This window comes from Pseudomonas sp. R19M, from assembly GCF_050312585.1.
Classification (GTDB): Bacteria; Pseudomonadota; Gammaproteobacteria; order Pseudomonadales; family Pseudomonadaceae; genus Aquipseudomonas; species Aquipseudomonas palleroniana.
This window is the reverse complement of sequence record NZ_JBNPJV010000009.1, coordinates 111,758-137,602: the sequence shown is the minus strand read 5'-3', so window position 1 is coordinate 137,602 and position 25,845 is coordinate 111,758. Positions and strand designations below refer to the sequence as shown.

The window sequence follows — 25,845 nt, the reverse complement described above, 5'->3', positions numbered from 1 at the left end:
CCGATGGCGGCGGTCCAGTCAATGAATGTGTTGAATGACACACTGCAATCGGGAGCAAGTCGAATCGTCGCACCGCCCCTCCCACATTGATCTTCAGCAAGTCATCAATCAGCAACTGCACAGCGCGTTATCCAGTACCTTGCGCAGTTCCAGCGGGTGATCCACTACCACATCGGCACCCCAGTGACGTGGGTTATCGTCCGGGTGGATGTAGCCGAATGTGACCGCTGCGGTGCGGGTGCCGGCGTCGCGGCCGGACTCGATGTCACGCAGGTCATCGCCCACGAACAGTACGCTGGCCGGGTCCAGGTCGAGCATCTTGCACGCCAGGATCAAGGGTTCCGGGTCCGGCTTGCTGTTCTTCACGTGGTCCGGGCAAATCAGCAGTGCCGAACGTTCGGCCAGGCCCAACTGCTGCATGATCGGCTCGGCAAAGCGCAGCGGCTTGTTGGTGACCACACCCCAGATCAGCTTGGATTTTTCGATGTCATCCAGCAGCTCGCCCATGCCGTCGAACAGCTTGCTGTGGATCGCGCAGCCCTTGAGGTAGCGCTCGAGAAATTCCAGGCGCAGTTCTTCAAAACCAGGCGACTCCGGGTCCATCGAGAACGTTACGGCGACCATTGCCCGTGCACCGCCGGAGATTTCATCGCGAATGTGCTGGTCATTGATCGGCGCCAGCCCACGGTCGGCGCGCATGGCCTGGCAGATGGCGATAAAGTCCGGCGCCGTGTCCAGCAGGGTGCCGTCCATATCGAAGAGAACTGCTCGCAACTTCACAGGCTTACTCCTCGCGCAGGGTCTGGATCATGTAGTTGACGTCAACGTCATTGGCCAGCTTGTAGTGCTTGGTCAGCGGGTTGTAGGTCAGGCCGATGATGTCCTTGACGGTCAGCCCGGCCTGGCGGCTCCAGGCGCCCAGTTCGGAGGGGCGGATGAATTTCTTGAAGTCATGGGTGCCGCGTGGCAGCAGCTTCATGATGTATTCGGCGCCGATGATCGCGAACAGGTAAGCCTTGGGGTTGCGGTTGATGGTGGAGAAGAACACCTGGCCGCCCGGCTTGACCATGCGAAAGCACGCGCGGATCACGGAAGATGGGTCGGGCACGTGCTCCAGCATTTCCAGGCAGGTGACCACGTCGAATTGCTCCGGCATCTCTTCGGCCAGGGCTTCGGCGGTGATCTGGCGATATTCCACGCTGACGCCGGATTCGAGTTGGTGCAGTTGAGCCACGGCCAGCGGGGCTTCGCCCATGTCGATGCCCATCACGGTGGCGCCGCGTACGGCCATCGCTTCGCTGAGGATGCCGCCGCCGCAACCGACGTCCAATACTTTCTTTCCGGCCAGGTTGACGCGTTCGTCAATCCAGTTGACCCGCAGCGGGTTGATGTCGTGCAAGGGCTTGAATTCGCTTTCGCGGTCCCACCAGCGGTGAGCCAGGGCTTCGAATTTGGCGATTTCGGCGTGGTCGACGTTGCTCATGGTGAATCCTCTAAAACTGATAAATCGGTTTGCAGGCTTTGAACGCAGGGGTTCAAAACCGACGTTATTCGTGTCGCCCGCTGATGCGCCGGCCCCACTCGATCGCCGAGGCGACCAGTTCCGGTTCGTTCATACGGGTCAATCGCCGGTCGTCGAGCAACTGCTTGCCGGCGACCCAAAGGTGTTTCACACAATCGCGCCCGGTGGCATATATAAGCTGTGAGACCGGGTCGTAGATCGGTTGTTGCGCCAGGCCGGACAGATCGAAGGCCACCATGTCGGCGGCCTTGCCGACTTCCAGCGAGCCAATTTCGCTCTCCAGGCCCATGGCCCGGGCGCCGTTCAGGGTGGCCATGCGTAGCGCGCGATGGGCATCCAGGGCGGTGGCCGACCCCGCGACCGCCTTGGCCAACATGGCGGCTGTGCGGGTTTCACCCAACAGGTCCAGGTCGTTATTGCTGGCGGCGCCGTCGGTGCCGATTGCTACATTGATACCGGCTTGCCACAGACGTTCCACCGGGCAGAAGCCGCTGGCCAATTTCAGGTTCGATTCCGGGCAGTGGATGATGCTGGTGTTGCTTTCTACCAGCAAAGCCAGGTCATCTTCGCTGATTTGCGTCATATGAACGGCCTGGAAGCGCGGGCCCAGCAAGCCCAGGCGGCCTAGGCGCGCCAATGGGCGTTCCCCGGTCTGGTCCACGGCCTGCTGCACTTCGGAGGCGGTTTCGTGTACATGCATATGGATCGAAGCATCCAGTTCTTCGGCGATTATGCGGATTTTTTCCAGGTTCGCATCGCACACGGTGTAGGGCGCGTGGGGGCCGAAGGTGATTTTGATGCGCGGATGATGCTTGAGGTCGCCGAACAGCTCGATCCCCTGGCGAATCGCCTCATCGGCGCTGGCGGCACCGGGAATCGGGAAGTCGAGGATTGGAATGGCGATCTGCGCGCGCATCCCGCTGTTGTGTACGCAGTCGCTGGCGACCTTAGGAAAGAAGTACATGTCGGAGAAGCAAGTGATGCCGCCCTTGAGCTGCTCGGCAATGGCCAGGTCGGTGCCGTCGCGGACAAAGGCTTCGTCGACCCATTTGGCCTCGGCGGGCCAGATGTGCTTTTCAAGCCAGGTCATCAACGGCAGGTCGTCGGCCATGCCGCGAAACAGGCTCATTGCCGCATGGCCGTGGGCGTTGATCAGGCCTGGGCTGAGCAACATGCCCGGCAGTTCACGCGTCTCTTTGCTGGCGAGTTTCAAGGCGGCTTCGCGAGGCCCGATAAAAGCGATTCGCCCGTCGCGAATGCCCAGGCCATGTGCCTTGAGCACCACGCCGGCGGGTTCGACGGGTACCAGCCAGCTTGGCAGTAACAGTAAGTCGAGGGGGGCGGCAGTGGCGGTCATCGCGGGCTTCTTCCCAGGCAACTATAAAAGAAGGGCGAAGTATACCCGAGCGTCCTGGCTGGCGGATCGCTATAATCGGCGGCTTTTGTTCATGAGTGCGGGGTAAGGGATGCGCGACCGACTGTTGGCTGCCGAGAAAGTAAAGGCCATCGATTGGCGTGATGGCGCGCTGCATCTGCTCGATCAGCGTGCGCTGCCGTCCCGGGAAAGCTGGGTAACCTGTACCTCGGTCGATGAGGTGGCCCAGGCCATTCGCTCAATGGTGGTACGGGGCGCGTCAGCGATCGGCATCAGTGCTGCCTATGGGTTGGTGCTGGCCGCCCGCTCTCGACTCGCAGAGGGCGGTGACTGGCAGGCTGCGTGGGAAGAGGACTACGCACTGTTAGCCGATTCGCGCCCCACCGCGGCGAATTTGTTCTGGGCCCTGCAGCGCATGCGTGACCGCCTGGATCGCCTCAAAAAGCCTGCCGATCCTTTGGCGGTGCTGGAGGCCGAGGCCATTGCGATTCATGAGAGCGACCGGGAAGCCAACCTGGTCATGGCTCAACTGGGTGTCGAGCGGATCCGCAGGCACCAGGGCAACGCCCAGGCGATCCTCACTCATGGCAATGCCGGTGCCTTGTCGACAGGCGGCGTGGGCACGGCGCTGGGGGTGATTCGCGCGGCGTTCCTGGAGGGGCTGGTCGAGCAGGTCTACGCCAACGAAACCCGCCCCTGGCTGCAGGGGTCGCGGCTGACTGCCTGGGAACTGGCGGGCGAGGGCGTTCCGGTGACGGTCAATGCCGACTCCGCCGGCGCGCATATTCTCAAGACCAAAGGCGTGACCTGGGTCGTCGTCGGTGCCGACTGCATTGCCGCCAATGGTGATGTGATCGGCAAGATCGGCACTTATCAGCTGGCGGTATGCGCCATGCATCATGGCGTGCGCTTCATGGTGGTAGCCCCCAGTTCCACCCTCGACCTGATGATGGCGACGGGGGAGGATGTGGCCCTGGAAGAGCGTGATCCGGACGAGTTGCGTGACATCGTCGGGCAGCGGTTAGAGGTGGATACGTACAATCCGGTGTTTGATGTGACGCCGGCGGACCTGATCGATGTGATCGTGACGGAAAAGGGCATCGTCGAGCGGCCGGATGCGGCGAAGCTGGCGAAGTTGATGTGTCGTAAGCGTCTGCATTGACGGCGGATGGCCCCCGATTGGCTCTGGAAGTCAATAAAAGCCTCGGATTTACCCTCAAAAAATAACCCCAACCCAGCTCTGAGCCCCTCTCGTCGCCCTCAAGCCTGTCATCCGTCAACTTACTACGCTCCATGCGCATCAGGGGGATAGGTGCGTGGCGGCGATTGTGATAACATCCGGCGGTTTCCAGGGCCACCCCGAGGGGTGGCCTATAACGCGCAGATCCGTGTCATAACTCGTTGATTTGTCGTAAGTCGTTGTCAGGCACCCTGCCGACAGCGGCGAGCTTCGTTCGTCCCATATGGATGTGACGAGGTTTCACCCGAAAAAGGAATCAGGCTTCTCATGGGCGAACTGGCCAAAGAAATCCTCCCGGTCAATATCGAAGACGAGCTGAAACAGTCCTACCTCGACTACGCGATGAGCGTAATTGTCGGTCGGGCACTGCCTGATGCGCGCGATGGCTTGAAGCCCGTGCACCGGCGTGTGCTGTTCGCGATGAGCGAGCTGGGTAACGACTGGAACAAGCCGTACAAGAAATCTGCCCGTGTTGTCGGTGACGTGATCGGTAAGTATCACCCTCACGGCGACACTGCGGTGTACGACACCATCGTTCGGATGGCCCAGCCGTTTTCCCTGCGCTACCTGCTGGTAGACGGCCAGGGTAACTTCGGTTCGGTCGATGGCGACAACGCCGCGGCGATGCGATACACCGAAGTGCGCATGACCAAGCTGGCGCACGAGCTGCTGGCCGACCTGCACAAAGAAACCGTGGACTGGGTGCCGAACTACGACGGCACCGAAATGATCCCGGCTGTCATGCCGACCAAGATCCCCAACCTGCTGGTCAACGGTTCCAGCGGTATCGCCGTGGGCATGGCCACCAACATCCCGCCGCACAACCTCGGTGAAGTCATCGACGGTTGCCTGGCCCTTATCGACAACCCTGAGCTGACCGTCGATGAGCTGATGCAATACATCCCCGGTCCGGACTTCCCGACTGCTGCGATCATCAACGGTCGCGCCGGTATCATCGAAGCCTACCGTACCGGTCGTGGCCGTATTTACATGCGTGCCCGTTCGATCATCGAGGACATCGACAAGGTCGGTGGCCGTCAGCAGATCGTCATCACCGAGCTCCCGTACCAGTTGAACAAGGCGCGTCTGATCGAGAAGATCGCCGAGCTGGTCAAGGAGAAGAAGCTCGAAGGTATCACCGAGCTGCGCGACGAGTCCGACAAGGACGGTATGCGCGTGGTGATCGAGTTGCGTCGTGGCGAAGTGCCTGAGGTGATCCTCAACAACCTCTACGCCCAGACCCAGCTGCAAAGCGTGTTTGGTATCAACGTCGTGGCCCTGATCGATGGTCGCCCGCGCATCCTGAACCTCAAGGATCTGCTGGAAGCGTTCGTGCGTCACCGCCGCGAAGTGGTGACCCGTCGTACCGTGTTCGAGCTGCGCAAGGCCCGTGAACGCGGGCATATCCTGGAAGGCCAGGCGGTTGCGCTGTCGAACATCGACCCGGTGATTGCGCTGATCAAGGCTTCGCCAACGCCGTCGGAAGCCAAGGAAGCGCTGGTCAGCACGCCTTGGGAATCCAGCGCCGTGGTGGCCATGGTCGAGCGCGCCGGTGCCGACTCCTGCCGTCCCGAGACCCTGGACCCGCAATACGGTCTGCGCGAAGGCAAGTACTTCCTGTCGCCGGAACAGGCCCAGGCCATCCTGGAACTGCGCCTGCATCGCCTGACGGGCCTGGAGCACGAGAAGCTGCTGGCCGAGTACCAGGAGATCCTCAACCAGATCGGCGAACTGATCCGTATCCTCAGCAGCGCCGTGCGCCTGATGGAAGTGATCCGCGAAGAGCTGGAAGTGATCCGTGCCGAATACGGCGATGTGCGCCGCACCGAAATCCTCGATGCCCGCCTCGACCTGACCCTGGGTGACATGATCCCGGAAGAAGAGCGCGTGGTGACCATCTCCCACGGCGGCTACGCCAAGACCCAGCCTCTGGCTGCGTACCAGGCCCAGCGTCGTGGTGGTAAAGGTAAATCGGCTACCGGCGTGAAAGATGAGGACTACATCGCTCACCTGCTGGTCGCCAACAGCCACACCACGCTGCTGCTGTTCTCCAGCAAGGGCAAGGTGTACTGGCTGAAAACCTACGAAATCCCGGAAGCTTCCCGCGCCGCCCGTGGTCGCCCACTGGTCAACCTGCTGCCGCTGGACAGTGATGAGTACATCACCACCATGCTGCCGGTCGAGGAATACACCGAAGGTCACTTCATCTTCATGGCGACCGCCAAAGGCACCGTGAAGAAGACCCCGCTGGAATCCTTCAGCCGTCAGCGCAGCGTGGGCCTGATCGCCCTGGAGCTGGACGAAGGCGACGTGCTGATCTCCGCAGCCATCACCGATGGCGAGCGTGAAGTGATGCTGTTCTCCGACGGCGGCAAGGTGACGCGTTTCAAGGAGTCCGACGTTCGCGCCATGGGCCGTACCGCCCGCGGTGTGCGCGGTATGCGCCTGCCGGAAGGGCAGAAGCTGATTTCGATGCTGATCCCGGAAGAAGGCAGCCAGATTCTGACTGCCTCCGAGCGTGGTTATGGCAAGCGCACGGCCATCAGCGAGTTCCCTGAGTACAAGCGTGGCGGCCAGGGCGTGATCGCCATGGTCAGCAACGAGCGTAACGGCCGTCTGGTCGGTGCGGTCCAGGTGCTCGATGGTGAGGAGATCATGCTGATTTCCGACCAGGGCACCCTGGTACGTACCCGTGTGGCTGAAGTCTCGAGCCTGGGCCGTAACACTCAGGGCGTGACCCTGATCAAGCTGGCCAAGGACGAGAAGCTGGTCGGCCTGGAGCGTGTCCAGGAGCCGTCGGAAGTCGAAGGCGAAGAGTTGGAAGGCGAGGAGTTTGATGGCGAAGTGATCGCAACCGGCGATGACAACATCGACGAGCCAACCCTCGACGCTGCCGCAGACGACGAAGAACCGCAGGAATAAGCGGACACACAGGGGGCGGATGAAGATTCGCCCCCTTGTTGTTTGTCCGGATGGAAATATCGACAACCATGGAGATCCCTTGTGGGAGCGGGCTTGCTCGCGAAGGCGGACTGACATTCACTCCAGATGTCGGCTGTTGGATCGCTTTCGCGAGCAAGCCCGCTCCCACACCGGGTCCGGTGTCGGCTGATATGTTTGCGTGACTACCACCAGATCAGAGTGAGATTGGATGTGAGCAAGAGAGCCTATAACTTCTGTGCCGGTCCCGCGGCGCTTCCTGAAGCAGTCCTGCAGCGTGCGCAGGGTGAACTCCTCGACTGGCATGGAAAAGGCCTCTCCGTGATGGAAATGAGCCATCGCAGCGATGAGTTCGTGTCCATCGCCACCAAGGCCGAGCAGGATCTGCGCGACTTGCTGGACATCCCATCCAACTACAAAGTGCTGTTCCTGCAGGGCGGCGCGAGCCAGCAGTTCGCCCAGATCCCACTGAACCTGCTGCCCGAAGAGGGCACTGCCGACTATATCGACACCGGTATCTGGGGACAGAAGGCCATTGAAGAGGCCTCCCGTTACGGTCACGTCAATGTAGCGGGCACCGCAAAGCCTTACGACTACTTCGCCATTCCGGGTCAGAACGAATGGAAGCTGTCGAAGGATGCTGCCTACGTGCACTACGTCGCGAACGAAACCATCGGTGGCCTCCAATTCGACTGGGTGCCGGAAGTGGGCGACGTACCGCTGGTGTGCGACATGTCCTCGGACATTCTTTCGCGCCCGATCGATGTGTCCAGGTACGGCATGATCTACGCCGGCGCGCAGAAGAACATCGGCCCAAGCGGCATACTGGTCAACATCGTCCGCGAAGACTTGCTGGGTCGTGCCCGTTCGGTGTGCCCGACCATGCTCAACTACAAGGTCGCGGCGGATAACGGCTCGATGTACAACACCCCGCCGGCCTTCGCCTGGTACCTGTCGGGCCTGGTGTTCGAATGGCTCAAGGAGCAGGGCGGCGTGGCGGCCATGGCCAAGCTCAACGAAGAGAAGAAGCGCGTCCTGTACGACTTCATCGACGCCAGCGGCCTGTACAGCAACCCGATCAACCTGACTGACCGCTCGTGGATGAACGTGCCGTTCCGTCTGGCCGACGACCGTCTGGACAAGCCGTTCCTGGCCGGTGCCGACGAGCGCGGCCTGCTGAACCTCAAGGGCCACCGCTCGGTGGGTGGCATGCGCGCCTCCATCTACAACGCTGTCGACATCCACGCGATCAACGCACTGGTTGCCTACATGGCAGAGTTCGAAAAGGAACACGGCTAATGTCTGAACAAGAGCTCAAGGCCCTGCGCGTACGCATTGACAGCCTGGACGAGAAAGTCCTGGAACTGATCAGTGAGCGTGCGCGCTGTGCCCAGGAAGTGGCACGGGTGAAGATGGCGTCCCTGGCGGAAGGCGAGGTGCCGGTGTTCTACCGTCCCGAGCGTGAGGCCCAGGTGCTCAAGCGCGTGATGGAGCGCAACAAGGGCCCGCTGGGCAATGAAGAAATGGCGCGATTGTTCCGCGAAATCATGTCTTCGTGCCTGGCCCTGGAGCAGCCGCTGAAAGTGGCTTACCTGGGGCCTGAAGGCACCTTCACCCAAGCGGCGGCCATGAAGCACTTCGGCCACGCGGTGATCAGCAAGCCGATGGCGGCCATTGACGAAGTGTTCCGCGAAGTGGCGGCCGGTGCGGTGAATTTTGGTGTAGTACCGGTGGAAAACTCCACCGAAGGTGCCGTCAACCACACGCTGGACAGCTTCCTTGAGCACGACATGGTGATCTGCGGTGAAGTCGAGCTGCGCATTCACCACCACCTGCTGGTGGGCGAGAACACCAAGACCGACAGCATCAGCCGTATCTACTCCCACGCCCAGTCCCTGGCCCAGTGCCGCAAGTGGCTGGACGCCCATTACCCGAATGTCGAGCGTGTTGCGGTGTCCAGCAATGCCGAAGCGGCCAAGCGGGTCAAGGGTGAGTGGAACTCGGCGGCCATCGCCGGTGATATGGCGGCGGGCCTGTATGGTCTGACGCGCCTGGCCGAGAAGATCGAGGACCGCCCGGACAACTCCACGCGCTTCCTGATGATCGGCAGCCAGGAAGTGCCGCCGACCGGCGACGACAAGACCTCGATCATCGTCTCCATGAGCAACAAGCCGGGCGCGCTGCATGAGCTGCTGGTGCCGTTCCACGATAACGGGATTGACCTGACGCGCATCGAGACGCGCCCTTCGCGCAGCGGTAAATGGACCTATGTGTTCTTTATCGACTTCGTCGGCCATCACCGCGACCCGCTGGTAAAGGGCGTGCTGGAGAAGATCAGTCAGGAAGCCGTGGCACTCAAGGTGCTGGGCTCTTACCCGAAAGCGGTTTTGTGAGGCTTTAACATGAGTGGCAACTTTCTCGCCCTGGCGCAGCCGGGCGTGCAACAACTGTCGCCTTACGTTCCGGGCAAGCCTGTGGACGAGTTGGCGCGTGAGTTGGATCTGGACCCCTCCAATATCGTCAAGCTGGCGAGTAACGAGAACCCATTGGGCCCAAGCCCTAAAGTGCTGGCGGCGATTCGTGAAGAGCTGGCCGAGCTGACGCGTTATCCCGACGGCAACGGCTTTGCCCTCAAGTCACTGTTGGCGCAAAAGTGCGGTGTCGAACTGAACCAGGTGACCCTGGGCAACGGTTCCAACGATATTCTTGAGCTGGTCGGCCGCGCTTACCTGGCTCCGGGCTTGAACGCCGTGTTCAGTGAGCATGCGTTTGCGGTCTATCCGATCGTCACTCAGGCGGTGGGCGCTGATGCGAGAGTGATTCCAGCCAAGGACTGGGGGCATGATCTGCCGGCCATGCTGGCGGCGATCGATGCGCAAACGCGTGTGGTGTTTATCGCCAACCCGAACAATCCGACCGGCACCTGGTTCGATGCCCAGGCGTTGGACGACTTCCTGCAAGATGTGCCTGCGCACGTGTTGGTGGTGCTGGACGAGGCGTATATCGAGTACGCCGAAGGTAGTGACTTGCCGGACGGCCTGGATTTCCTGGCAGCCTATCCGAACCTGTTGGTCTCGCGCACGTTCTCCAAGGCTTATGGCCTGGCCTCGCTGCGGGTTGGCTACGGCCTGTCCACGGCGGTGGTTGCCGATGTGCTGAACCGCGTGCGCCAGCCGTTCAACGTCAACAGCCTCGCCTTGGCGGCGGCCTGTGCGGCGGTAAAGGATGTCGAGCACCTGGAAGAAGGTCGTCGCATCAACGAAAGCGGCATGCTGCAGTTGCAGGAAGGTTTCCGTGAGTTGGGCCTGGGCTGGATTCCATCCAAGGGCAACTTCATTTGCGTCGATCTGGCTCAGGTGGCCGCCCCGGTATTCCAGGGCTTGTTGCGCGAAGGCGTGATCGTGCGTCCGGTGGCCAACTACGGCATGCCGAACCATTTGCGTATCACCATCGGTTTGCCGGCTGAAAACAGCCGCTTCCTGGAGGCGTTGGCCAAGGTCCTGGCCCGTGGTTGATGTCACCGCATTGCAACCTGTTGTGCCTATGATCGGTCGCCTGGTGGTGGTTGGCCTGGGGTTGATCGGTGGCTCCTTCGCCAAGGGCCTGCGTGAAAGCGGGCTGTGCGGCGAAGTGGTCGGTGTGGACCTGGACCCGCAATCGCGCAAGCTGGCGGTTGAGCTGGGGGTGGTCGATCGCTGTGAGGCGGACCTGGCGCTCGCGTGCCAGGGCGCCGATGTGATCCAGCTCGCCGTGCCGATCCTGGCGATGGAGAAGTTGCTGGCGGTGCTCGCTGGTATGGATTTGGGGCAGGCGATCCTGACGGACGTCGGCAGTGCCAAGGGTAATGTGGTGCGCGCAGCGCAACTGGCCTTTGGCGGCATGCCGGCGCGCTTTGTGCCGGGCCATCCGATTGCCGGTTCCGAGCAGAGTGGGGTAGAGGCGTCCAATGCGCAGCTGTTCCGCCGGCACAAGGTGATCCTGACGCCGCTTGAGCAAACCGATCCGGCAGCCCTGGCTGTAGTCGATCGTCTTTGGCGCGAGTTGGGTGCGGATGTCGAACATATGCAGGTCGAGCGCCACGACGAAGTGCTGGCGGCAACCAGTCATTTGCCCCATCTGCTGGCTTTTGGCCTGGTGGATTCTTTGGCCAAGCGTAACGAGAACCTCGATATTTTCCGTTACGCCGCGGGTGGTTTCCGTGATTTCACGCGTATTGCCGGCAGTGACCCGGTGATGTGGCACGACATCTTCCTGGCCAACCGCGAAGCGGTGCTGCGCACCCTGGACACTTTCCGCAGTGATCTCGACGCCTTGCGCGACGCGGTTGATGCGGGGGATGGTCATCAATTATTGGGCGTGTTTACCCGCGCGCGGGTGGCGCGTGAGCATTTCAGCAAGATCCTGGCTCGCCGGGCTTACATGGATGCGGCTGTGAACACTGATGAGCTGACGTTTCGGGCCGACCCGGGCGGCCGCTTGAGCGGCAGTATCCGGGTGCCGGGCGACAAGTCGATTTCCCATCGGTCGATCATGCTGGGCTCATTGGCCGAAGGCGTGACGGAAGTCGAAGGTTTCCTTGAGGGCGAAGATGCCCTGGCGACCTTGCAGGCTTTTCGTGATATGGGCGTGGTCATTGAAGGGCCCCACCATGGGCGCGTGGCCATTCATGGTGTCGGCTTGCACGGGCTGAAGCCTGCGCCGGGGCCGATCTACCTGGGGAATTCGGGGACGTCGATGCGCCTGCTGTCCGGGCTGCTGGCGGCGCAAGGCTTCGACAGTGTGTTGACGGGTGACGCCTCCCTGTCGAAGCGCCCAATGAGTCGCGTGGCGACGCCGCTGCGGGAGATGGGCGCGGTGATCGAGACCGGGCCGCAAGGCTGTCCGCCGCTGACCATTCATGGTGGTCAGGTGCTCAAGGGCGTGGCCTATTCAATGCCAATGGCCAGTGCGCAGGTTAAGTCCTGCCTGTTGCTGGCAGGTCTGTATGCCGAGGGTCAGACTTCAGTGACCGAGCCGGCGCCAACCCGTGATCACACCGAGCGCATGCTGCGCGGTTTTGGCTATCCGGTGTCGGTGGCAGGGGCTACGGCATCGGTAGAGTCGGGCCATGCGCTGGTTGCAACCCGTATCGAAGTGCCGGGGGATATTTCCTCGGCGGCGTTTTTCCTGGTGGCGGCTTCGATTGCCGAGGGTTCCGAGTTGTTGCTGGAGCATGTCGGCGTCAATCCGACGCGTACCGGGGTGATCGATATCCTGCGGTTGATGGGGGCGGACATCACCCTGGAAAATCCGCGTGAAGTCGGTGGTGAACCGGTTGCTGACCTGCGTGTGCGTTCGGCTGCACTCAAGGGGATCGAGATTCCCGAGGCGTTGGTGCCGCTGGCTATCGATGAGTTTCCGGTGCTGTTTATCGCGGCGGCCTGCGCCGAAGGGCGAACCGTGTTGCGCGGTGCGCGGGAGCTGCGCGTGAAAGAGTCTGATCGCATTCAGGTCATGGCCGACGGTCTGCTTGCGCTGGGGGTGAAGTGTGAACCGACCCCCGATGGGATTATCATTGACGCAGGTTTGATGGGTGGTGGTGAAGTGCATGCTCAGGGCGATCATCGGATTGCCATGGCGTTCAGTGTGGCTTCCTTACGGGCGGCCGCACCGATTCGTATCCGTGACTGCGCCAACGTCGCTACATCTTTTCCGAATTTTCTTACATTGTGTGCCCAAGTCGGCATTCGTGTTGCCCAAGAGGCTCAATTGTGAATATCAAAGCACCGGTGATTACCATCGACGGGCCAAGTGGCTCGGGCAAAGGCACGATCGCTGGCATTCTGGCCAAGCGGCTGGGCTGGTGCCTGCTGGATTCCGGCGCGCTGTACCGCTTGCTGGCGTTTGCTGCACGCAACCATGGCGTCGACCTGACCAACGAAGAATCCCTGAAGCTGCTGGCGGCGCACCTTGATGTGCAGTTCGTCGGCGCGACGGAGGGGCATCCCCAGCGGATCATCCTGGAAGGGGATGATGTGACCGACGACCTGCGTAACGAGCAGGTAGGTTCCTGGGCCTCCCAGGTTGCCGCGTTGCCGGCCGTGCGTGATGCATTGCTCCAGCGCCAGCGGGCGTTTCAAGAGCCTCCGGGCCTGGTGGCCGATGGCCGTGACATGGGCACGGTAGTATTTCCCGAGGCGCCGCTGAAGATTTTCCTGACTGCCAGCGCCGAGGAGCGGGCTCGCCGGCGCTACTTGCAGTTGAAGGGGAAAGTCGATGGTGTTAGTCTGTCGAGTCTGCTAGATGAGATCCGTGCGCGCGATGAGCGTGATACCCAGCGTGCAGTAGCCCCGCTCAAGCCGGCGGCTGATGCAATACAGCTGGATTCCACGGAGTTGTCCATCGAGCAGGTGCTGGAACGCATCTTGAGTGAAATCGCCATTCGCGATATCGCCGGGTGACCAAGAAGGCTGCAGGGGACCAGTCATAGTCCTGTAGTGCTTCTTTTAATTGAAACTGACCCACACCGTCTGGGGTGTGGAGATGGGCGTATTCTTCGCCCTTATCAACAGGAATTAAAATGAGCGAAAGCTTTGCGGAACTCTTTGAAGAAAGCCTAAAAACCCTGAACCTTCAGGCAGGCTCCATCATCACCGGTGTTATCGTTGATATCGATTACCAAGCTCGCTGGGTAACCGTTCACGCTGGTCTGAAGTCTGAAGCTCTGATCCCGCTGGAACAGTTCTACAACGATGCTGGTGACCTGACTATCAATGTCGGTGACGAAGTTCACGTTGCTCTGGACTCGGTTGAAGACGGTTTCGGTGAAACCAAGCTGTCCCGTGAAAAAGCCAAGCGCGCTGAATGCTGGATTGTTCTCGAAGCAGCCTTCGCAGCTGAAGAAGTGGTCAAGGGCGTTATCAACGGTAAGGTTAAAGGCGGCTTCACTGTCGACGTTAACGGCATCCGTGCGTTCCTGCCAGGTTCTTTGGTCGACGTTCGTCCAGTGCGCGACACCACGCACCTGGAAGGCAAAGAACTCGAATTCAAGGTCATCAAACTCGACCAGAAGCGCAACAACGTTGTCGTTTCCCGTCGCAGCGTCCTGGAAGCAGAGAACTCCGCCGAGCGTGAAGCTCTGCTGGAATCCCTGCAGGAAGGCCAGCAAGTCAAAGGTATCGTCAAGAACCTCACCGATTACGGCGCATTCGTCGATCTGGGTGGCGTCGATGGCCTGCTGCACATTACCGACATGGCTTGGAAGCGTATCAAGCATCCTTCCGAAATCGTCAATGTTGGCGACGAGATCGATGTCAAGGTTCTGAAGTACGATCGTGAGCGTAACCGCGTTTCCCTGGGCTTGAAGCAGCTGGGCGAAGATCCATGGGTTGCTATCAAAGCTCGTTACCCAGAAAGCACTCGCGTAACCGCGCGTGTAACCAACCTGACCGACTACGGCTGCTTCGCTGAGCTGGAAGAAGGCGTGGAAGGCCTGGTACACGTTTCCGAAATGGACTGGACCAACAAGAACATCCACCCTTCGAAAGTTGTACAAGTCGGCGACGAAGTGGAAGTTATGGTTCTGGACATCGACGAAGAGCGTCGTCGTATCTCCCTGGGCATCAAGCAGTGCAAATCTAACCCATGGGAAGATTTCTCTGGCCAGTTCAACAAGGGCGATAAAATCTCCGGCACCATCAAGTCGATCACCGATTTCGGTATCTTCATTGGTCTGGACGGCGGCATCGACGGCCTGGTTCACCTGTCCGACATCTCCTGGAACGAAGTGGGCGAAGAAGCTGTTCGTCGTTTCAAGAAGGGCGACGAGCTGGACACCGTTATCCTGTCGGTTGACCCAGAGCGCGAGCGCATCTCCCTGGGCATCAAGCAACTGGAAAGCGACCCGTTCTCTGAATACGTTCAGGACAACGACAAAGGCGCGATCGTTAAAGGCACTGTGAAAGAAGTTGACGCCAAAGGCGCCATCATCGTTCTGGCCGACGATATCGAAGCGACTCTGAAAGCCTCCGAAATCAGCCGTGACCGCGTTGAAGACGCGCGCAACGTTCTGAAAGAAGGCCAGGAAGTAGAAGCCAAGATCATCAGCGTTGACCGCAAGAGCCGCGTGATCCAGCTCTCCATCAAGTCGAAAGACGATGCTGAAGAGAAAGAAGCGATCCAGAACTTGAAAGCTGCTCCAGAAGCTGAAAGTACTGACACCACCATGGCGGCACTGCTGCGCCAGGCAATGGCTAAGCAGAACTAAGTTCTGTAAAGCTATAGAAAAAGGGCGACTTCGGTCGCCCTTTTTTGTGCCTGAAATTCGTTGAATCAACAACAGAGAGTTGAGGTCTACAGCTCAGGATGGGAACTGGCTATAGTTTTCAGGAGTATGACTGTTCTGTTGTTTTTTCAATAAGGAATTAAATGAAGAGGCTGATCGTAGTGCTTGCGGTAGCGATGCTCGTGGGGTGTTCTGCCACCAGCGCCAAGACTCACGCCAAGCGCGGGGTGAGTGGCATAGAGATCGACTGCTCAGGGCTTGGTTCTGGCTGGGACAAGTGCGAAAAGCGCGCTGCGCGCGAGTGTAAGGCGCAAGGCTACAAGGTCGTCACTCGGTCCAGTGATGCCAAGGATGAAGAGGGCGACTACCTGTTTGGGTGGAACCCTGCCGGCGCGGTAACGCGTACCATGCTGGTCATCTGCAACTGAGGTCGTAAGGTGTGTTTGCAGGTGTCCGTCGTACCTGGAGATAAGTCACCGTATGGGCTGTTCAAATTCATCAAGTCATGCTAAAACCTTCGGAGCGCTTTTCCTAGCTGCTTGAAAAAGAAGGGAAAAATATGACGAAGTCGGAGTTGATCGAACGTATTGTCACCCATCAAGGGCTGCTCTCATCCAAGGATGTGGAGTTGGCCATCAAGACCATGCTTGAGCAAATGTCCCAGTGCTTGGCTACCGGAGATCGTATCGAGATCCGAGGCTTTGGCAGTTTCTCATTGCACTACCGTGCGCCGCGTGTTGGCCGTAACCCAAAGACCGGTCAGTCCGTCAGTCTCGACGGTAAGTTTGTTCCCCATTTCAAACCGGGCAAGGAATTGCGCGATCGGGTGAACGAAGAAGAGGAAGAAGGCGTCTGAGTCTTTTTGGGGTTAGGAGAAGGTTATGCGTGGGTTTAAGCGCGTTGTGCTGCTATTGGTTGTACTGGTTGCAGTCATAGCTGTCTTGGGTTTTGTGCTGGAAAACCAGCAGGGTGTTTCTCTCTCATTCCTAGGCTGGGCAACTGTGCAGATGCCGGTAGCGGTATTTGTCGTGTTGGCATTGATTGCTGGGATGCTGATAGGGCCGCTATTGGGGGTTGTGGTTGGTGGTCGCCGACGTAAAGCGGTGCCTGCGGAGCGTGGCTAAGAGCGATTCTTTTGCTTTTATGCGTTCGGCATGTCGGGCTTAGGCGCCGTCTGTCAGAAAATCTTCTTCATGCATTTTGATTGTCGCGCGGTCTCGTGATTTTGCCGGGCTGGTAGGTTGCTAGTCGGGTCGCGATATTGTGCGCTTGTCTCCTCGCTTGATGTCTCTCTTTGCTCCGGGCCTAGTTTTCCTACAAGCTTATGAGCTGTATCTCTCGCCAGTCAGGAATCATCCTACGGCTCTGTCAAGACTTGTAATATGTCAGGGAGATGGCAGAATGGAATCTGTTCTCGATAACGGGCATTTTGTGCGCTCAAAATTTGGCAGAGACGCCGGGTTTTGACGGTCATATAACTAAAATAATAAATACATAAAATTGTCTGCATAACGAGCCCGCAGTTTCTCTTTGAAGGCAGGTTTTTGTTGTGAGTAGTAGTTTTCGCGCGCCCTCGCTTTATCCCTCTGACGAAATAAATCTCGTCGCGCTTTTTCAGACTGTCAAGCAGCAAAAAAAGCTTATTGTCTTGGTGACTTCTGGCTTCGTGCTTCTTGCTGCCGCCTACGCCTTTTTAGCGACTCCGGAGTATCAAGTCAGCAGCGTGCTAAGGCCGGTTGCAATCAACGAGTTGGATGCATTGAATCGCTCAGAGGTCTACAAGCTCCCTCCAGGCGAAGCGCTGGCCAAGCTGGGAGCGTCCCTGGAGTCATATGAGACTCGTTTGGGGTTCTTTAGGGAAAATCAACCGCTGTTCAGTGAATTTGAGCGCCCAGGGCGTACGCTTGAGCAGAGCTTCGAGGAGTTCAATCGAGACTCGATAAACTTGATTTTGCCTGATCCAAAAAAAGCGGATTCTTTAAGTGCTTATATCCGGCTTGAAATGAATTATCCGAAAGGCGTTGATGGTGTAACTATCCTCAATAACTTTGTGCAATACGCTATACAAAGTGAGAGAAAACAGATAGCGGCTGATTTGAATGTTATTGTTAAAAACCGTCTAAATGAGATTTCTGGAAAGTTTAATGCTGCTCGCGCCAGTTATGAAACCAATAAGGAAGCCAAGATAGCTTCATTGCTCGAGGCGGATAATATTAAGCGTGCGCGGTTGCAGGATGAACTTAAAGCGCTGCGCGCTCAACTCAAGACACTGCGCGTCGATCGCATCGCACAATTGAACGAAGCGATTGGTATTGCCCGATCATTGGGGATTGTTAAGCCAACCACACCTTCTTCGCTTGGTGATGTAGCCCGGACTGGCTCAAGCAGCGTAATGCGCACAGAGATCAATAATCAGCAGATACCGCTCTATTTTATGGGCGTGGATGCACTTGAAGCTGAACGCCGTGCGCTTGCTCAACGAGGTTCCGACGATTTTTCCGAAGCTCGTATAGCTCAAATTGCCAAAGAGTTGCAGTTGCTTCAGTCCAACCGAGAAGTCGAGGTGCTGAAGAGTCGTGAGAATGAAGATATTTTTCTCGCTGATGTCGAACCGCTGCGCGCCGAAATGGCTCGTTTGCGCAATCTGAACATTGATATGGATAATCTCAAGCTGGTCTCTATAGACCGTGCCGCACTGGAGCCTTTGAGTGCATACAAACCCAAAAAAGCTTTTATCATTGGTGGCGGTTTGATAGCAGGCTTGGTGTTAAGTATAGCCTTGGCCCTATTCCGTTCTGTCTTGCGGGTGAGGACGGAAATTAAGTAGTGCGTGCGCGGTCAAAACCACCCCATGCAGCATGAGCGGAAATCCGGCTATGATGGGAGGCTGCGATTTTCTGGCTGGCACTGGCCATTTGGCCGTGCCTTTTTGACGGTGACTGAAGCGGCGTGAGCGCTTGGTGATTATGCTATTGCCTTTGCGTAAAAATGTCTAAAATCGCCATCAGATTTCAGAAGGCCGAACAGCGCTATGGGGCGTTGCGGTAAGGTCACTGAAGAAATCCTGGCCGTGTGGGCTACTTGTAGGGAATTTATGGCATATTTATCAAACGATCAGTTAGCTAAAATGGGGTTTAAGAGCCTCGGCAAAGAGGTCAAGATCAGCGATCGTGCCAGTATTTATAACGCTGATGAAATGGAAATTGGCGACTTTTCTAGGATTGATGACTTTTGTGTTATCTCTGGGAAAGTAAAGCTTGGCAAGTTTAATCATATAACCCCAATGTGCCTTATCGCCGGTGGAACACCTGGTATTTTTTTGGATGATTTTTGCACGCTGGCATATGGCGTTAAAGTGTTTTCTCAGTCTGATGACTACAGTGGGGAAACGCTGACCAATTCCCTCGTTCCCAAAAAATACAAGAAAGAAGTGTTTTCGGCAGTTCATCTGCACAAGCATGTCATCGTAGGTGCTGGAGCCGTTATATTTCCAGGCGTAGACGTGGCCGAAGGTTGTGCCATCGGAGCGATGGCGCTCCTGACTAAAAGCACAGATGCCTGGGGTATCTATGCTGGTATCCCTGCGAAAAGGGTCAAAGAACGAAAGAAAGATTTACTTCAATTAGAAAAAGAATTTAACGGTGAGCATGATGAAAATTCCATTTAATAAACCGCCTTATACAGGTAATGAAGATCAATACGTGACCCAGGCGATGCGCAGCGCCAAAATGTCGGGCGATGGTGATTTTACCGTTAGTTGCCAGCGCTGGTTTGAGGAAACGTTTTCGTGTGAAAAGGCGCTCCTGACCCCTTCATGCACCCAAGCGCTCGAAATGGCCGCTATCTTGATTGATATTCAGCCGGGCGATGAAGTCATCATGCCTAGCTTTACTTTTGTCAGTACGGCGAATGCATTCGTATTGCGCGGGGCAAAGATTGTATTTGTCGATATTCGTCCAGATACGATGAATATTGATGAAACCCTGATCGAAGCTGCGATTACTGAAAATACCAAGGCGATCGTACCCGTTCATTATGCCGGCATTGCATGTGAAATGGATGTGATCATGGACATTGCGCAGCGCCACGGCCTGTTTGTCGTGGAGGACGCCGCACAGGGCATGATGTCCACTTATAAAGGTCGTAAGTTGGGCACGATAGGCCATTTGGCGGCCTATAGTTTTCATGAAACAAAAAACTATACGAGTGGCGGTGAAGGAGGATTGTTGCTGATCAATGACAAGCGTTTCATTGGTCGCGCTGAGATTATCCGCGAAAAAGGCACCAATCGTAGCCAGTTTTTTAGAGGCATGATTGATAAATATACTTGGGTTGATATTGGGAGTAGTTATCTTCCAGGCGAGTTACAGGCGGCCTATCTGTTTGGTCAACTTGAACGTGCCGATGTAATCAATGACTTCAGATTAAGTGTTTGGCAGCGGTATAACGCTTCGTTGTCGGGGTTGGTGGCAGAAGGTTTGATTGAGACACCGACGACGCCAAGTGACTGTGTCGGTAATGCCCATATGTTTTACATTAAAGTAAAAAATATCAAGGCTCGTACAGCCTGTATTAAACACTTAAATGCAGCTGGGGTCGGTGCAGTATTCCACTATGTACCGCTGCACAGCGCTCCAGCAGGCGTCGTATTGGGGCGGTTTGCTGGTGAAGATCGTTTTACTACCCAGGAAAGTGAGCGCCTGATTCGTTTGCCTATCTGGTACGGCATGTCAGATGCCGAAGTGCAGCACGTAATTGACTCCGTAATAGGAGCCGTTGATGCCGCCGGCCGGTAAATTAAACAACGCAGGTAGTGGCATGTTGGCCGGCGCTTTTTTTACGAGCGCCGCCCAAGCATCTAAAATACTTGTTGGGTTTTGCATACTCAAGCTGATTGCTTTTTACCTGGGTGCAGATGGCTTGGGTAAATTGGGTCATTTCATGAGTCTGGTATCGATTGCCGTCCTATTGGCCGGCGGCGGAATTAGCCATGGTGTGATTAAGTACGTTGCGGAGTTCAAGAATAATCGATTCAAATTGGATCGATTGTTTTCGACATCGGTTTTTTATGCCGCAGGTTTTTGTGTTGTTTCGTTATTGCTGTTAGGAGTATTTTCGGAAAGGATATCTGCATTTGTTTTTGGAGAGGCTGAATATTATTGGGTGGTTTTACTGCTTGCGTTTTCTCAGCTATTTTTTGCATTTAATATTTTGTTTTCCGGCTTTTTCAACGGTCTGGGAAAGTTAAAAGTTAATGCAATGGTTCAAGTCGTTTCCAATCTACTTGCACTTCCCGTCATCTGGTGGTTGATTTACGCATTTGGCTTACCCGGCGCCGCTATCGCCATGTTGGCAATATTTTCCATACCTGTGCTTATTTCCCCGATTTTTCTAAGGGGATTACCACTGGTGAGGATGCTCAAATGGCGCAGGTTCGACATGCCCCTCGCCAAGAGTTTTTCCAGGTTCGGGCTGATGCTACTGGTCAGCGCAGTGATGTTCCCGGTCGTGGAAATTGTCATCAGGGAGTCGCTTATCACGCAGGTAGGTTATTCTGAAGCGGGGATTTGGCAAGGCAGCATAAAATTATCGAGCGCGTATATCGGTTTTTTCAGCGTCTTCCTGGCTTCTTATTTCATGCCCATGATTTCGGCCATTCAGGACAAGGGGCTCATCACTACCCACGTTGTGAAATTCATGCTGCTGGTGATGGCAGTATTTTTGGCGGGAGGGAGCGTCTTGTACTTCGGACGTCACTTTTTTATTCCGCTGTTGCTGTCTTCTGAATTCCACGATCTGGAAAACTTCATCATATTTCAATTAATCGGTGACTTTTTTAAGGTGGCCGCTTATGTCGTCGGTTTTGTTGCTGTTGCGAAAGCGGCGACAAAGTTGTACATCCTGTCTGAGGTAGTACAGGCACTTCTATTTGTCGGGTTGACATTTTCTGTGGGGAGAGATGTAGGTGGCGTCCACGGCGTCATGTATTCCTATATGCTGGCCTATATTATTTTCTTTGTGATTTCCATCGTTGGCTTTGTTTATTGGGCGCGCAGATAATGGGGTTGGAATTTGTACTCCCGTTGTACCTCGTATTTGGATTCTTAGTAATCGTTGCGGCGTTTGACGTGCTTAGTGATCGGCGCCTGCCGTCTGTGGTCATATCAGTCCTGATGGGGGCCCCCCTGATACTGTTAGCGACGTTGAGAGCAGCAGGTGTGGGGAGCGATGACCTCGCTTACTTGCAGATGGCGAATGAAATTCCGTCGTTATTGGATTGTAAAAATATTTACTGTGATTACAGCTACTCGACATTTAATGTCGAGTTTGGCTTTTTCATGTTTCTCTCCTTGTTGGCGGTGATTGGAAAAAACTCGTTTGTCTTGTTTGGGTTCAGTTCGCTGTTTGCGGTAGTGCTCAATATAAGAAGTATACGGTACTTTTCTCCTTATTTCGCTTTGGGTGTTTTGGTCTATTTTACACATTTTTATCTTGCAAAAGAATTGAATGCAATACGCTTGGGCATTGCCTCCGGATTGCTATTTTTAGCAGCGATGTATTTGCATAGACAACGTTACATGAAGCTGGCATTTTATGTTATTGCTGCCACTTTGGTGCACGTTTCATCGGTATTTTTCATTATCCCCCTTTCGCTTTATAAGATGAAGCCAAAAAGGATTTTGTACTTGTTCGTCAGTGTCATACTTGTCTTGATGGCAATGCTGATTGACTTTAAATCAGTGCTGCGCCAAGCGGCACTGTTTGGGTTTGTAGGCGAAAAAATTGAACTTTATCTTAATGCTGACATGTACAGTTACGCGTTGCCGTTGTTTGATATGGTTAATATAAAAAATTTATTAATCATATTGCTTTCGCTGATATGTTGGCGAAAGTTGGAGGTGCGCTATCCCACCTTTAATCTGGTTTTCTGCATGTTTTATTGTGCTGCTTTCTTTCGGATTGTGCTGGGTGATTTCGCCATTTTGGCCGGGCGTGGGTATGCAAGCATATCGATGTTTGAATATGTTTTGCTTCCAATGATTGCTGTTCATCTGCTCGGCAGGAAGCTCGGATTTTTGGCGGTTTGTCTTTATGCTTTTGGAACGTTGTACCTGAACTTGAGTACTAACTCGGGCTGGACGGGCGGGTCTGAAGTGTTTTTTGATTTTCTATGATTTTCTGGTGAGTTTATGAAGAACATTCTGTTTGTGATGGGCGGGTTGGCCATTGGTGGGGTTGAGACCTACGTTGTCCGGCTGGCGAAGTATCTCAGTCTGGCGGGACATAAGGTCACCGTGACGCTGCTCTCAAACAAGAGTGACGCCGGTCTGTTCGAGGAATTATCTCGCTACGCGACCGTCAATGTCGTGGAACACGTACCTTTCTTTTCGGCATCAAGTTGGATTAACGCACTTATTCCTGCAAAAAAAGATCAGGCTCATTATGACATTGTGCATGTGGTAGATATTTTAACGTTGGCATATGTTTTTCTTAATAAGTCACGTCTTCGTTTTACAGCATTAAGTATTGGTATTTACCATTCCAAAGAAATTTGCTGGTGGCGGGGGCGAGATATCTATTTCAGAAGGAAGATGCTAGAGCTCTATGATCGCAATGTGGAGTTGACGCTGTTTCCGAACGAAAGGACCGCTGAGATGGCGTCTGCATTTGCCAATGTCGAAGTGAGCAATTTAGATATTCTGCCACTGGGTATTTCCTTTGAGAGCTATGCCAATCGACGTCCGCTGCAGTCTTCTCTGCGGATTGTTTCAGTAGGCCGTCTGGTTGATTTTAAGGTCTATAACAAACATGTGATTTCACAGCTGGCCGAGCTGCGCAAACAGGCCGATTTTGAGTACTTTATTTATGGTGATGGCCCTGAGCGAGCGGCTCTTGAGTCTTTGGCGCAGGCGTGTGGTGTCGGTAAATATGTGCATTTCAAAGGGGAGGTGGAGTATGCAGAGCTTCCCTCTATCCTCGAGGGCGCTTTTTGTTTCGTTGGCTCAGGCACAACAATCATTGAAGCGTCGGCCGCCGGTATTCCTTCTGTAGTGGGCATTGAATCCATAGAGGAGCCATTGACCTGCGGATTGTTTTCGGATGTTTCTGGCTACTCGTACAATGAAGCGACGGCTACAACTGTACGGGTGGGCATTCTAGATACTATTGCCATGTTGCAGGCTCTAAATCCAGAGCAGTACTTGGAAGTCTCTAACCAACATCGCGTAAAGGCAAAATCATTTGATATCGTCGAAACGTCGGATAAGTTTGTTGAGCTGTCAAGTCGTAAGCCTTCATTTGATATGAAAATGAATCGTTGGGTTGCAATGTTTTCGTTTTTTAAGTCGGTGGTCGTACAGGGCCCGCGTGGGCTGAAATCCAGATTTGATAGTGTGAATTGATATGTCTTTGAATATTGCGATTGTGACTCAGTATTTTTATCCTGAGAGCTTTATTATCAATGATATTGTCGAGGAGTTGGCGGCGTTAGGTCATGACGTGGAAGTTTTCACGGGGCAGCCGAACTATCCGGAGGGTGAAACCTACGAAGGTTATGATCAAAATGCGTGCAGTGAGCATCTGTATAGGGATTCGATAAAGGTTCATCGGGCCCCGTTGAGGCCAAGAAAGGCCGGAGGCGCCAAGAACTTGGTGCTCAATTATCTGTCGTTCGTGACCAATGGGATCAGGTTCTTCCCCAAAAAAAATGCCGGCAAGCAGTTTGATGCAATCATAGTATTCGCCGTTTCACCCATTACTGCGGCCATTCCAGCGATTGTCCTGAAGCGATCCAGTGGCGCCCACTTGATGGTGTGGGTGCAAGACCTATGGCCGGAAACCCTTAAGGCCACTGGATTCATTAAAAATCCTTTCTTGCTCAAGATCGTGGGGCTTCTTGTACGTTTTATTTATGCGCAGACTGATACCATCCTGGTTCAGTCCGAAGCCTTCGTCTCCTCGGCATCAAAGTATGCCGCTAAAGACAAGATTGTTTACTACCCCAATTCTTACCGTGTTCCATCGGTCGATGTGGAAGCGACGGACCGACTACCGCTTGAAATCAACCAATTATTATCATCCAATTTCTGTGTGGTTTTCGCTGGTAACCTGGGCTTCGCTCAGTCTTTGGAAACCATTATTGATGCTGCCAAAGCTTTAGGCCATTTGGATTGCAAAATAGTCGTGGTGGGTAGTGGCAGTCGGCTTGAGTGGATGCGTGAGCAGAAACGCCAACATCACTTGGACAATCTGGAGCTGGTGGGGCGGCTACCATCGTCATTGATGCCCGAGTTGTTTTCCAAGAGCGAAGCATTGCTGGTCACGCTCAAGCGCGACGAAATATTCACTTTGACTATACCCAGCAAGGTCCAGGCGTATATGGCGGCCGGTAAGCCTATTCTGGCTGCGTTGGATGGTGAAGGCGCTAGAGTCGTCGCTCAGGCGGGAGCAGGGCTTTGTTCGCCGGCTGAGGACGCTGCCGCGCTGGCCAGGAATATAGAGATGCTGCATGCGGCAGCTCCGGAAAAAAGAGCCGCTTATGGGGCGGCAGGCTTTAGTTTTTTCTGTAATAATTACGAGATGAAGAACCAGTGCCGTCGGTTGGTCCAAATTATTAAAGAACGTGCGAACTCTTAGAGATTAATGATGAAGATATTAGTGCTTGGCGTGACGGGGATGTTAGGGAGTGCTGTATTCAAGTACATTGCCAATCACACCGAACATAGTGTGTTCGGCACTATGCGTGGAAAAGGAGGGGCGAAGCACTTTGAAGAGAAGCATAGAGATCACTTCTATTCTGATATAGACGTTCTTGATTATGAATCATTAGTCGGTGTGTTCGAGAAAAATCGCCCGGACGTTGTCATAAACTGTGTAGGCCTGATCAAGCAGTTGGCTCAAGCCAAAGATCCGCTGTCAACGTTGCCATTGAATTCGATGTTGCCGCATCGATTGTCAAAACTATGCAAGTTGACGGGTGCTCGTCTCGTTCATATTAGTACCGATTGCGTATTTACCGGTGCCAAAGGTATGTATGTTGAGTCGGATCCGTCCGATGCGGAAGACTTGTATGGCAAATCTAAGTTTATCGGTGAGCTGCATGATGAAGAGCATGCGATTACTTTGCGAACCTCTATTATTGGTCACGAGCTGGCCAGTTGCTCCTCTCTGGTTGATTGGTTCCTATCTCAGGAAGGGGCAGTGAAAGGCTTCACGAAAGCGATTTTCTCCGGCGTACCCACCGCAGAGCTGGCGCGCATCATTGTTGATTTTGTGTTGCCTCACAAGGAATTGTTCGGGCTTTACCATGTGTCCGTTGCACCTATTGACAAGTTCACCTTGCTGAATGAAATCGCCAAAGTCTATGAGAAGAATATTGACATCGTAGCTGATGAACAATTGGTTATTGACCGCTCTCTGGATTCGACACGTTTTCGTGAAGCAGTCGGTTATGTGCCACCGGCCTGGCCGGATCTTATTAAGTTTATGCGCGCTCAGCGATAATT

22 protein-coding genes are annotated in these 25,845 nt (G+C 55.2%); 19 read left to right on the top strand and 3 right to left on the bottom strand.

The features are described from left to right. Positions 1–108 precede the first annotated feature (108 nt). From mupP to ACQRBT_RS01280, 3 genes are all read right to left on the bottom strand, one after another. Positions 109–780, bottom strand: a complete 672-nt coding sequence (mupP, locus tag ACQRBT_RS01290; protein WP_060753203.1) for an N-acetylmuramic acid 6-phosphate phosphatase MupP — start codon at positions 778–780, stop codon at positions 109–111. Between the two features lie 4 nt (positions 781–784). After that, positions 785–1,483 carry a bifunctional 2-polyprenyl-6-hydroxyphenol methylase/3-demethylubiquinol 3-O-methyltransferase UbiG gene (gene ubiG, locus ACQRBT_RS01285; RefSeq protein ID WP_060753204.1) on the bottom strand — a complete coding sequence of 233 codons (699 nt, stop codon included), beginning with the start codon at positions 1,481–1,483 and terminating at the stop codon, positions 785–787. 64 nt (positions 1,484–1,547) lie between these two features. Beyond that, positions 1,548–2,879: a TRZ/ATZ family hydrolase gene (locus ACQRBT_RS01280; protein WP_411984523.1), complete on the bottom strand. Its 1,332-nt coding sequence runs from the start codon at positions 2,877–2,879 to the stop codon at positions 1,548–1,550. Between the two features lie 109 nt (positions 2,880–2,988). Between ACQRBT_RS01280 and mtnA the strand changes: the two genes are divergently transcribed. The 19 genes from mtnA to ACQRBT_RS01185 all read left to right on the top strand — a co-directional run bounded on the left by mtnA (position 2,989) and on the right by ACQRBT_RS01185 (position 25,843). Beyond that, positions 2,989–4,059, top strand: coding sequence for an S-methyl-5-thioribose-1-phosphate isomerase (gene mtnA, locus ACQRBT_RS01275; RefSeq protein ID WP_104995864.1), 1,071 nt, complete (start codon positions 2,989–2,991; stop codon positions 4,057–4,059). A gap of 345 nt (positions 4,060–4,404) precedes the next feature. Further along, positions 4,405–7,059: a DNA gyrase subunit A gene (gene gyrA / locus ACQRBT_RS01270; protein WP_412047189.1), complete on the top strand. Its 2,655-nt coding sequence runs from the start codon at positions 4,405–4,407 to the stop codon at positions 7,057–7,059. A gap of 231 nt (positions 7,060–7,290) precedes the next feature. Further along, positions 7,291–8,376 (top strand): 3-phosphoserine/phosphohydroxythreonine transaminase, encoded by a 1,086-nt coding sequence (gene serC, locus ACQRBT_RS01265; RefSeq protein ID WP_060753208.1) that lies wholly within the window; start codon positions 7,291–7,293, stop codon positions 8,374–8,376. Beyond that, a complete protein-coding gene (gene pheA / locus ACQRBT_RS01260) occupies positions 8,376–9,470 on the top strand; it encodes a prephenate dehydratase (RefSeq protein WP_003218812.1) in 1,095 nt (364 codons plus the stop codon). Before serC ends, pheA begins: the two co-directional genes overlap by 1 nt. A 9-nt stretch (positions 9,471–9,479) precedes the next feature. Then, the gene (hisC, locus tag ACQRBT_RS01255) at positions 9,480–10,592 is read left to right on the top strand and encodes a histidinol-phosphate transaminase (RefSeq protein ID WP_090366095.1); all 1,113 of its coding nucleotides are present in this window, start codon (positions 9,480–9,482) and stop codon (positions 10,590–10,592) included. A gap of 28 nt (positions 10,593–10,620) precedes the next feature. Then, positions 10,621–12,831 carry a bifunctional prephenate dehydrogenase/3-phosphoshikimate 1-carboxyvinyltransferase gene (locus ACQRBT_RS01250; protein ID WP_412047215.1) on the top strand — a complete coding sequence of 737 codons (2,211 nt, stop codon included), beginning with the start codon at positions 10,621–10,623 and terminating at the stop codon, positions 12,829–12,831. Continuing rightward, entirely contained in the window at positions 12,828–13,517 is a 690-nt protein-coding gene (gene cmk, locus ACQRBT_RS01245) for a (d)CMP kinase (protein WP_003172653.1), read from the top strand. The genes ACQRBT_RS01250 and cmk overlap by 4 nt, the downstream gene beginning before the upstream one ends. A 119-nt stretch (positions 13,518–13,636) precedes the next feature. Next, positions 13,637–15,322, top strand: a complete 1,686-nt coding sequence (gene rpsA, locus ACQRBT_RS01240; protein WP_060753210.1) for a 30S ribosomal protein S1 — start codon at positions 13,637–13,639, stop codon at positions 15,320–15,322. 161 nt (positions 15,323–15,483) lie between these two features. Next, positions 15,484–15,768 (top strand): hypothetical protein, encoded by a 285-nt coding sequence (locus tag ACQRBT_RS01235; RefSeq protein ID WP_060753211.1) that lies wholly within the window; start codon positions 15,484–15,486, stop codon positions 15,766–15,768. Positions 15,769–15,899: 131 nt separating this feature from the next. Then, the gene (gene ihfB, locus ACQRBT_RS01230) at positions 15,900–16,196 is read left to right on the top strand and encodes an integration host factor subunit beta (protein ID WP_003189779.1); all 297 of its coding nucleotides are present in this window, start codon (positions 15,900–15,902) and stop codon (positions 16,194–16,196) included. A gap of 25 nt (positions 16,197–16,221) precedes the next feature. After that, positions 16,222–16,464 (top strand): lipopolysaccharide assembly protein LapA domain-containing protein, encoded by a 243-nt coding sequence (locus ACQRBT_RS01225; RefSeq protein ID WP_412047188.1) that lies wholly within the window; start codon positions 16,222–16,224, stop codon positions 16,462–16,464. Positions 16,465–16,889: 425 nt separating this feature from the next. Further along, the gene (locus ACQRBT_RS01220; RefSeq protein WP_161548811.1) at positions 16,890–18,167 is read left to right on the top strand and encodes a Wzz/FepE/Etk N-terminal domain-containing protein; all 1,278 of its coding nucleotides are present in this window, start codon (positions 16,890–16,892) and stop codon (positions 18,165–18,167) included. Positions 18,168–18,434: 267 nt separating this feature from the next. Further along, positions 18,435–19,007 carry an acyltransferase gene (locus ACQRBT_RS01215; protein WP_104996219.1) on the top strand — a complete coding sequence of 191 codons (573 nt, stop codon included), beginning with the start codon at positions 18,435–18,437 and terminating at the stop codon, positions 19,005–19,007. Then, the gene (gene rffA / locus ACQRBT_RS01210; RefSeq protein ID WP_104996218.1) at positions 18,991–20,136 is read left to right on the top strand and encodes a dTDP-4-amino-4,6-dideoxygalactose transaminase; all 1,146 of its coding nucleotides are present in this window, start codon (positions 18,991–18,993) and stop codon (positions 20,134–20,136) included. Before ACQRBT_RS01215 ends, rffA begins: the two co-directional genes overlap by 17 nt. Beyond that, positions 20,120–21,400, top strand: coding sequence for an O-antigen translocase (locus tag ACQRBT_RS01205; RefSeq protein ID WP_244384003.1), 1,281 nt, complete (start codon positions 20,120–20,122; stop codon positions 21,398–21,400). Before rffA ends, ACQRBT_RS01205 begins: the two co-directional genes overlap by 17 nt. Beyond that, complete coding sequence (locus tag ACQRBT_RS01200; RefSeq protein WP_104995870.1) at positions 21,400–22,515, top strand: EpsG family protein; 1,116 nt, start codon at positions 21,400–21,402, stop codon at positions 22,513–22,515. Before ACQRBT_RS01205 ends, ACQRBT_RS01200 begins: the two co-directional genes overlap by 1 nt. 15 nt (positions 22,516–22,530) lie before the next feature. Continuing rightward, positions 22,531–23,742, top strand: a complete 1,212-nt coding sequence (locus ACQRBT_RS01195) for a glycosyltransferase family 4 protein (protein ID WP_104995871.1) — start codon at positions 22,531–22,533, stop codon at positions 23,740–23,742. 1 nt (position 23,743) lies between these two features. Continuing rightward, complete coding sequence (locus ACQRBT_RS01190) at positions 23,744–24,976, top strand: glycosyltransferase family 4 protein (protein WP_178126868.1); 1,233 nt, start codon at positions 23,744–23,746, stop codon at positions 24,974–24,976. Between the two features lie 9 nt (positions 24,977–24,985). Next, entirely contained in the window at positions 24,986–25,843 is an 858-nt protein-coding gene (locus ACQRBT_RS01185) for a dTDP-4-dehydrorhamnose reductase family protein (RefSeq protein WP_104996222.1), read from the top strand. Positions 25,844–25,845: the final 2 nt, after the last annotated feature.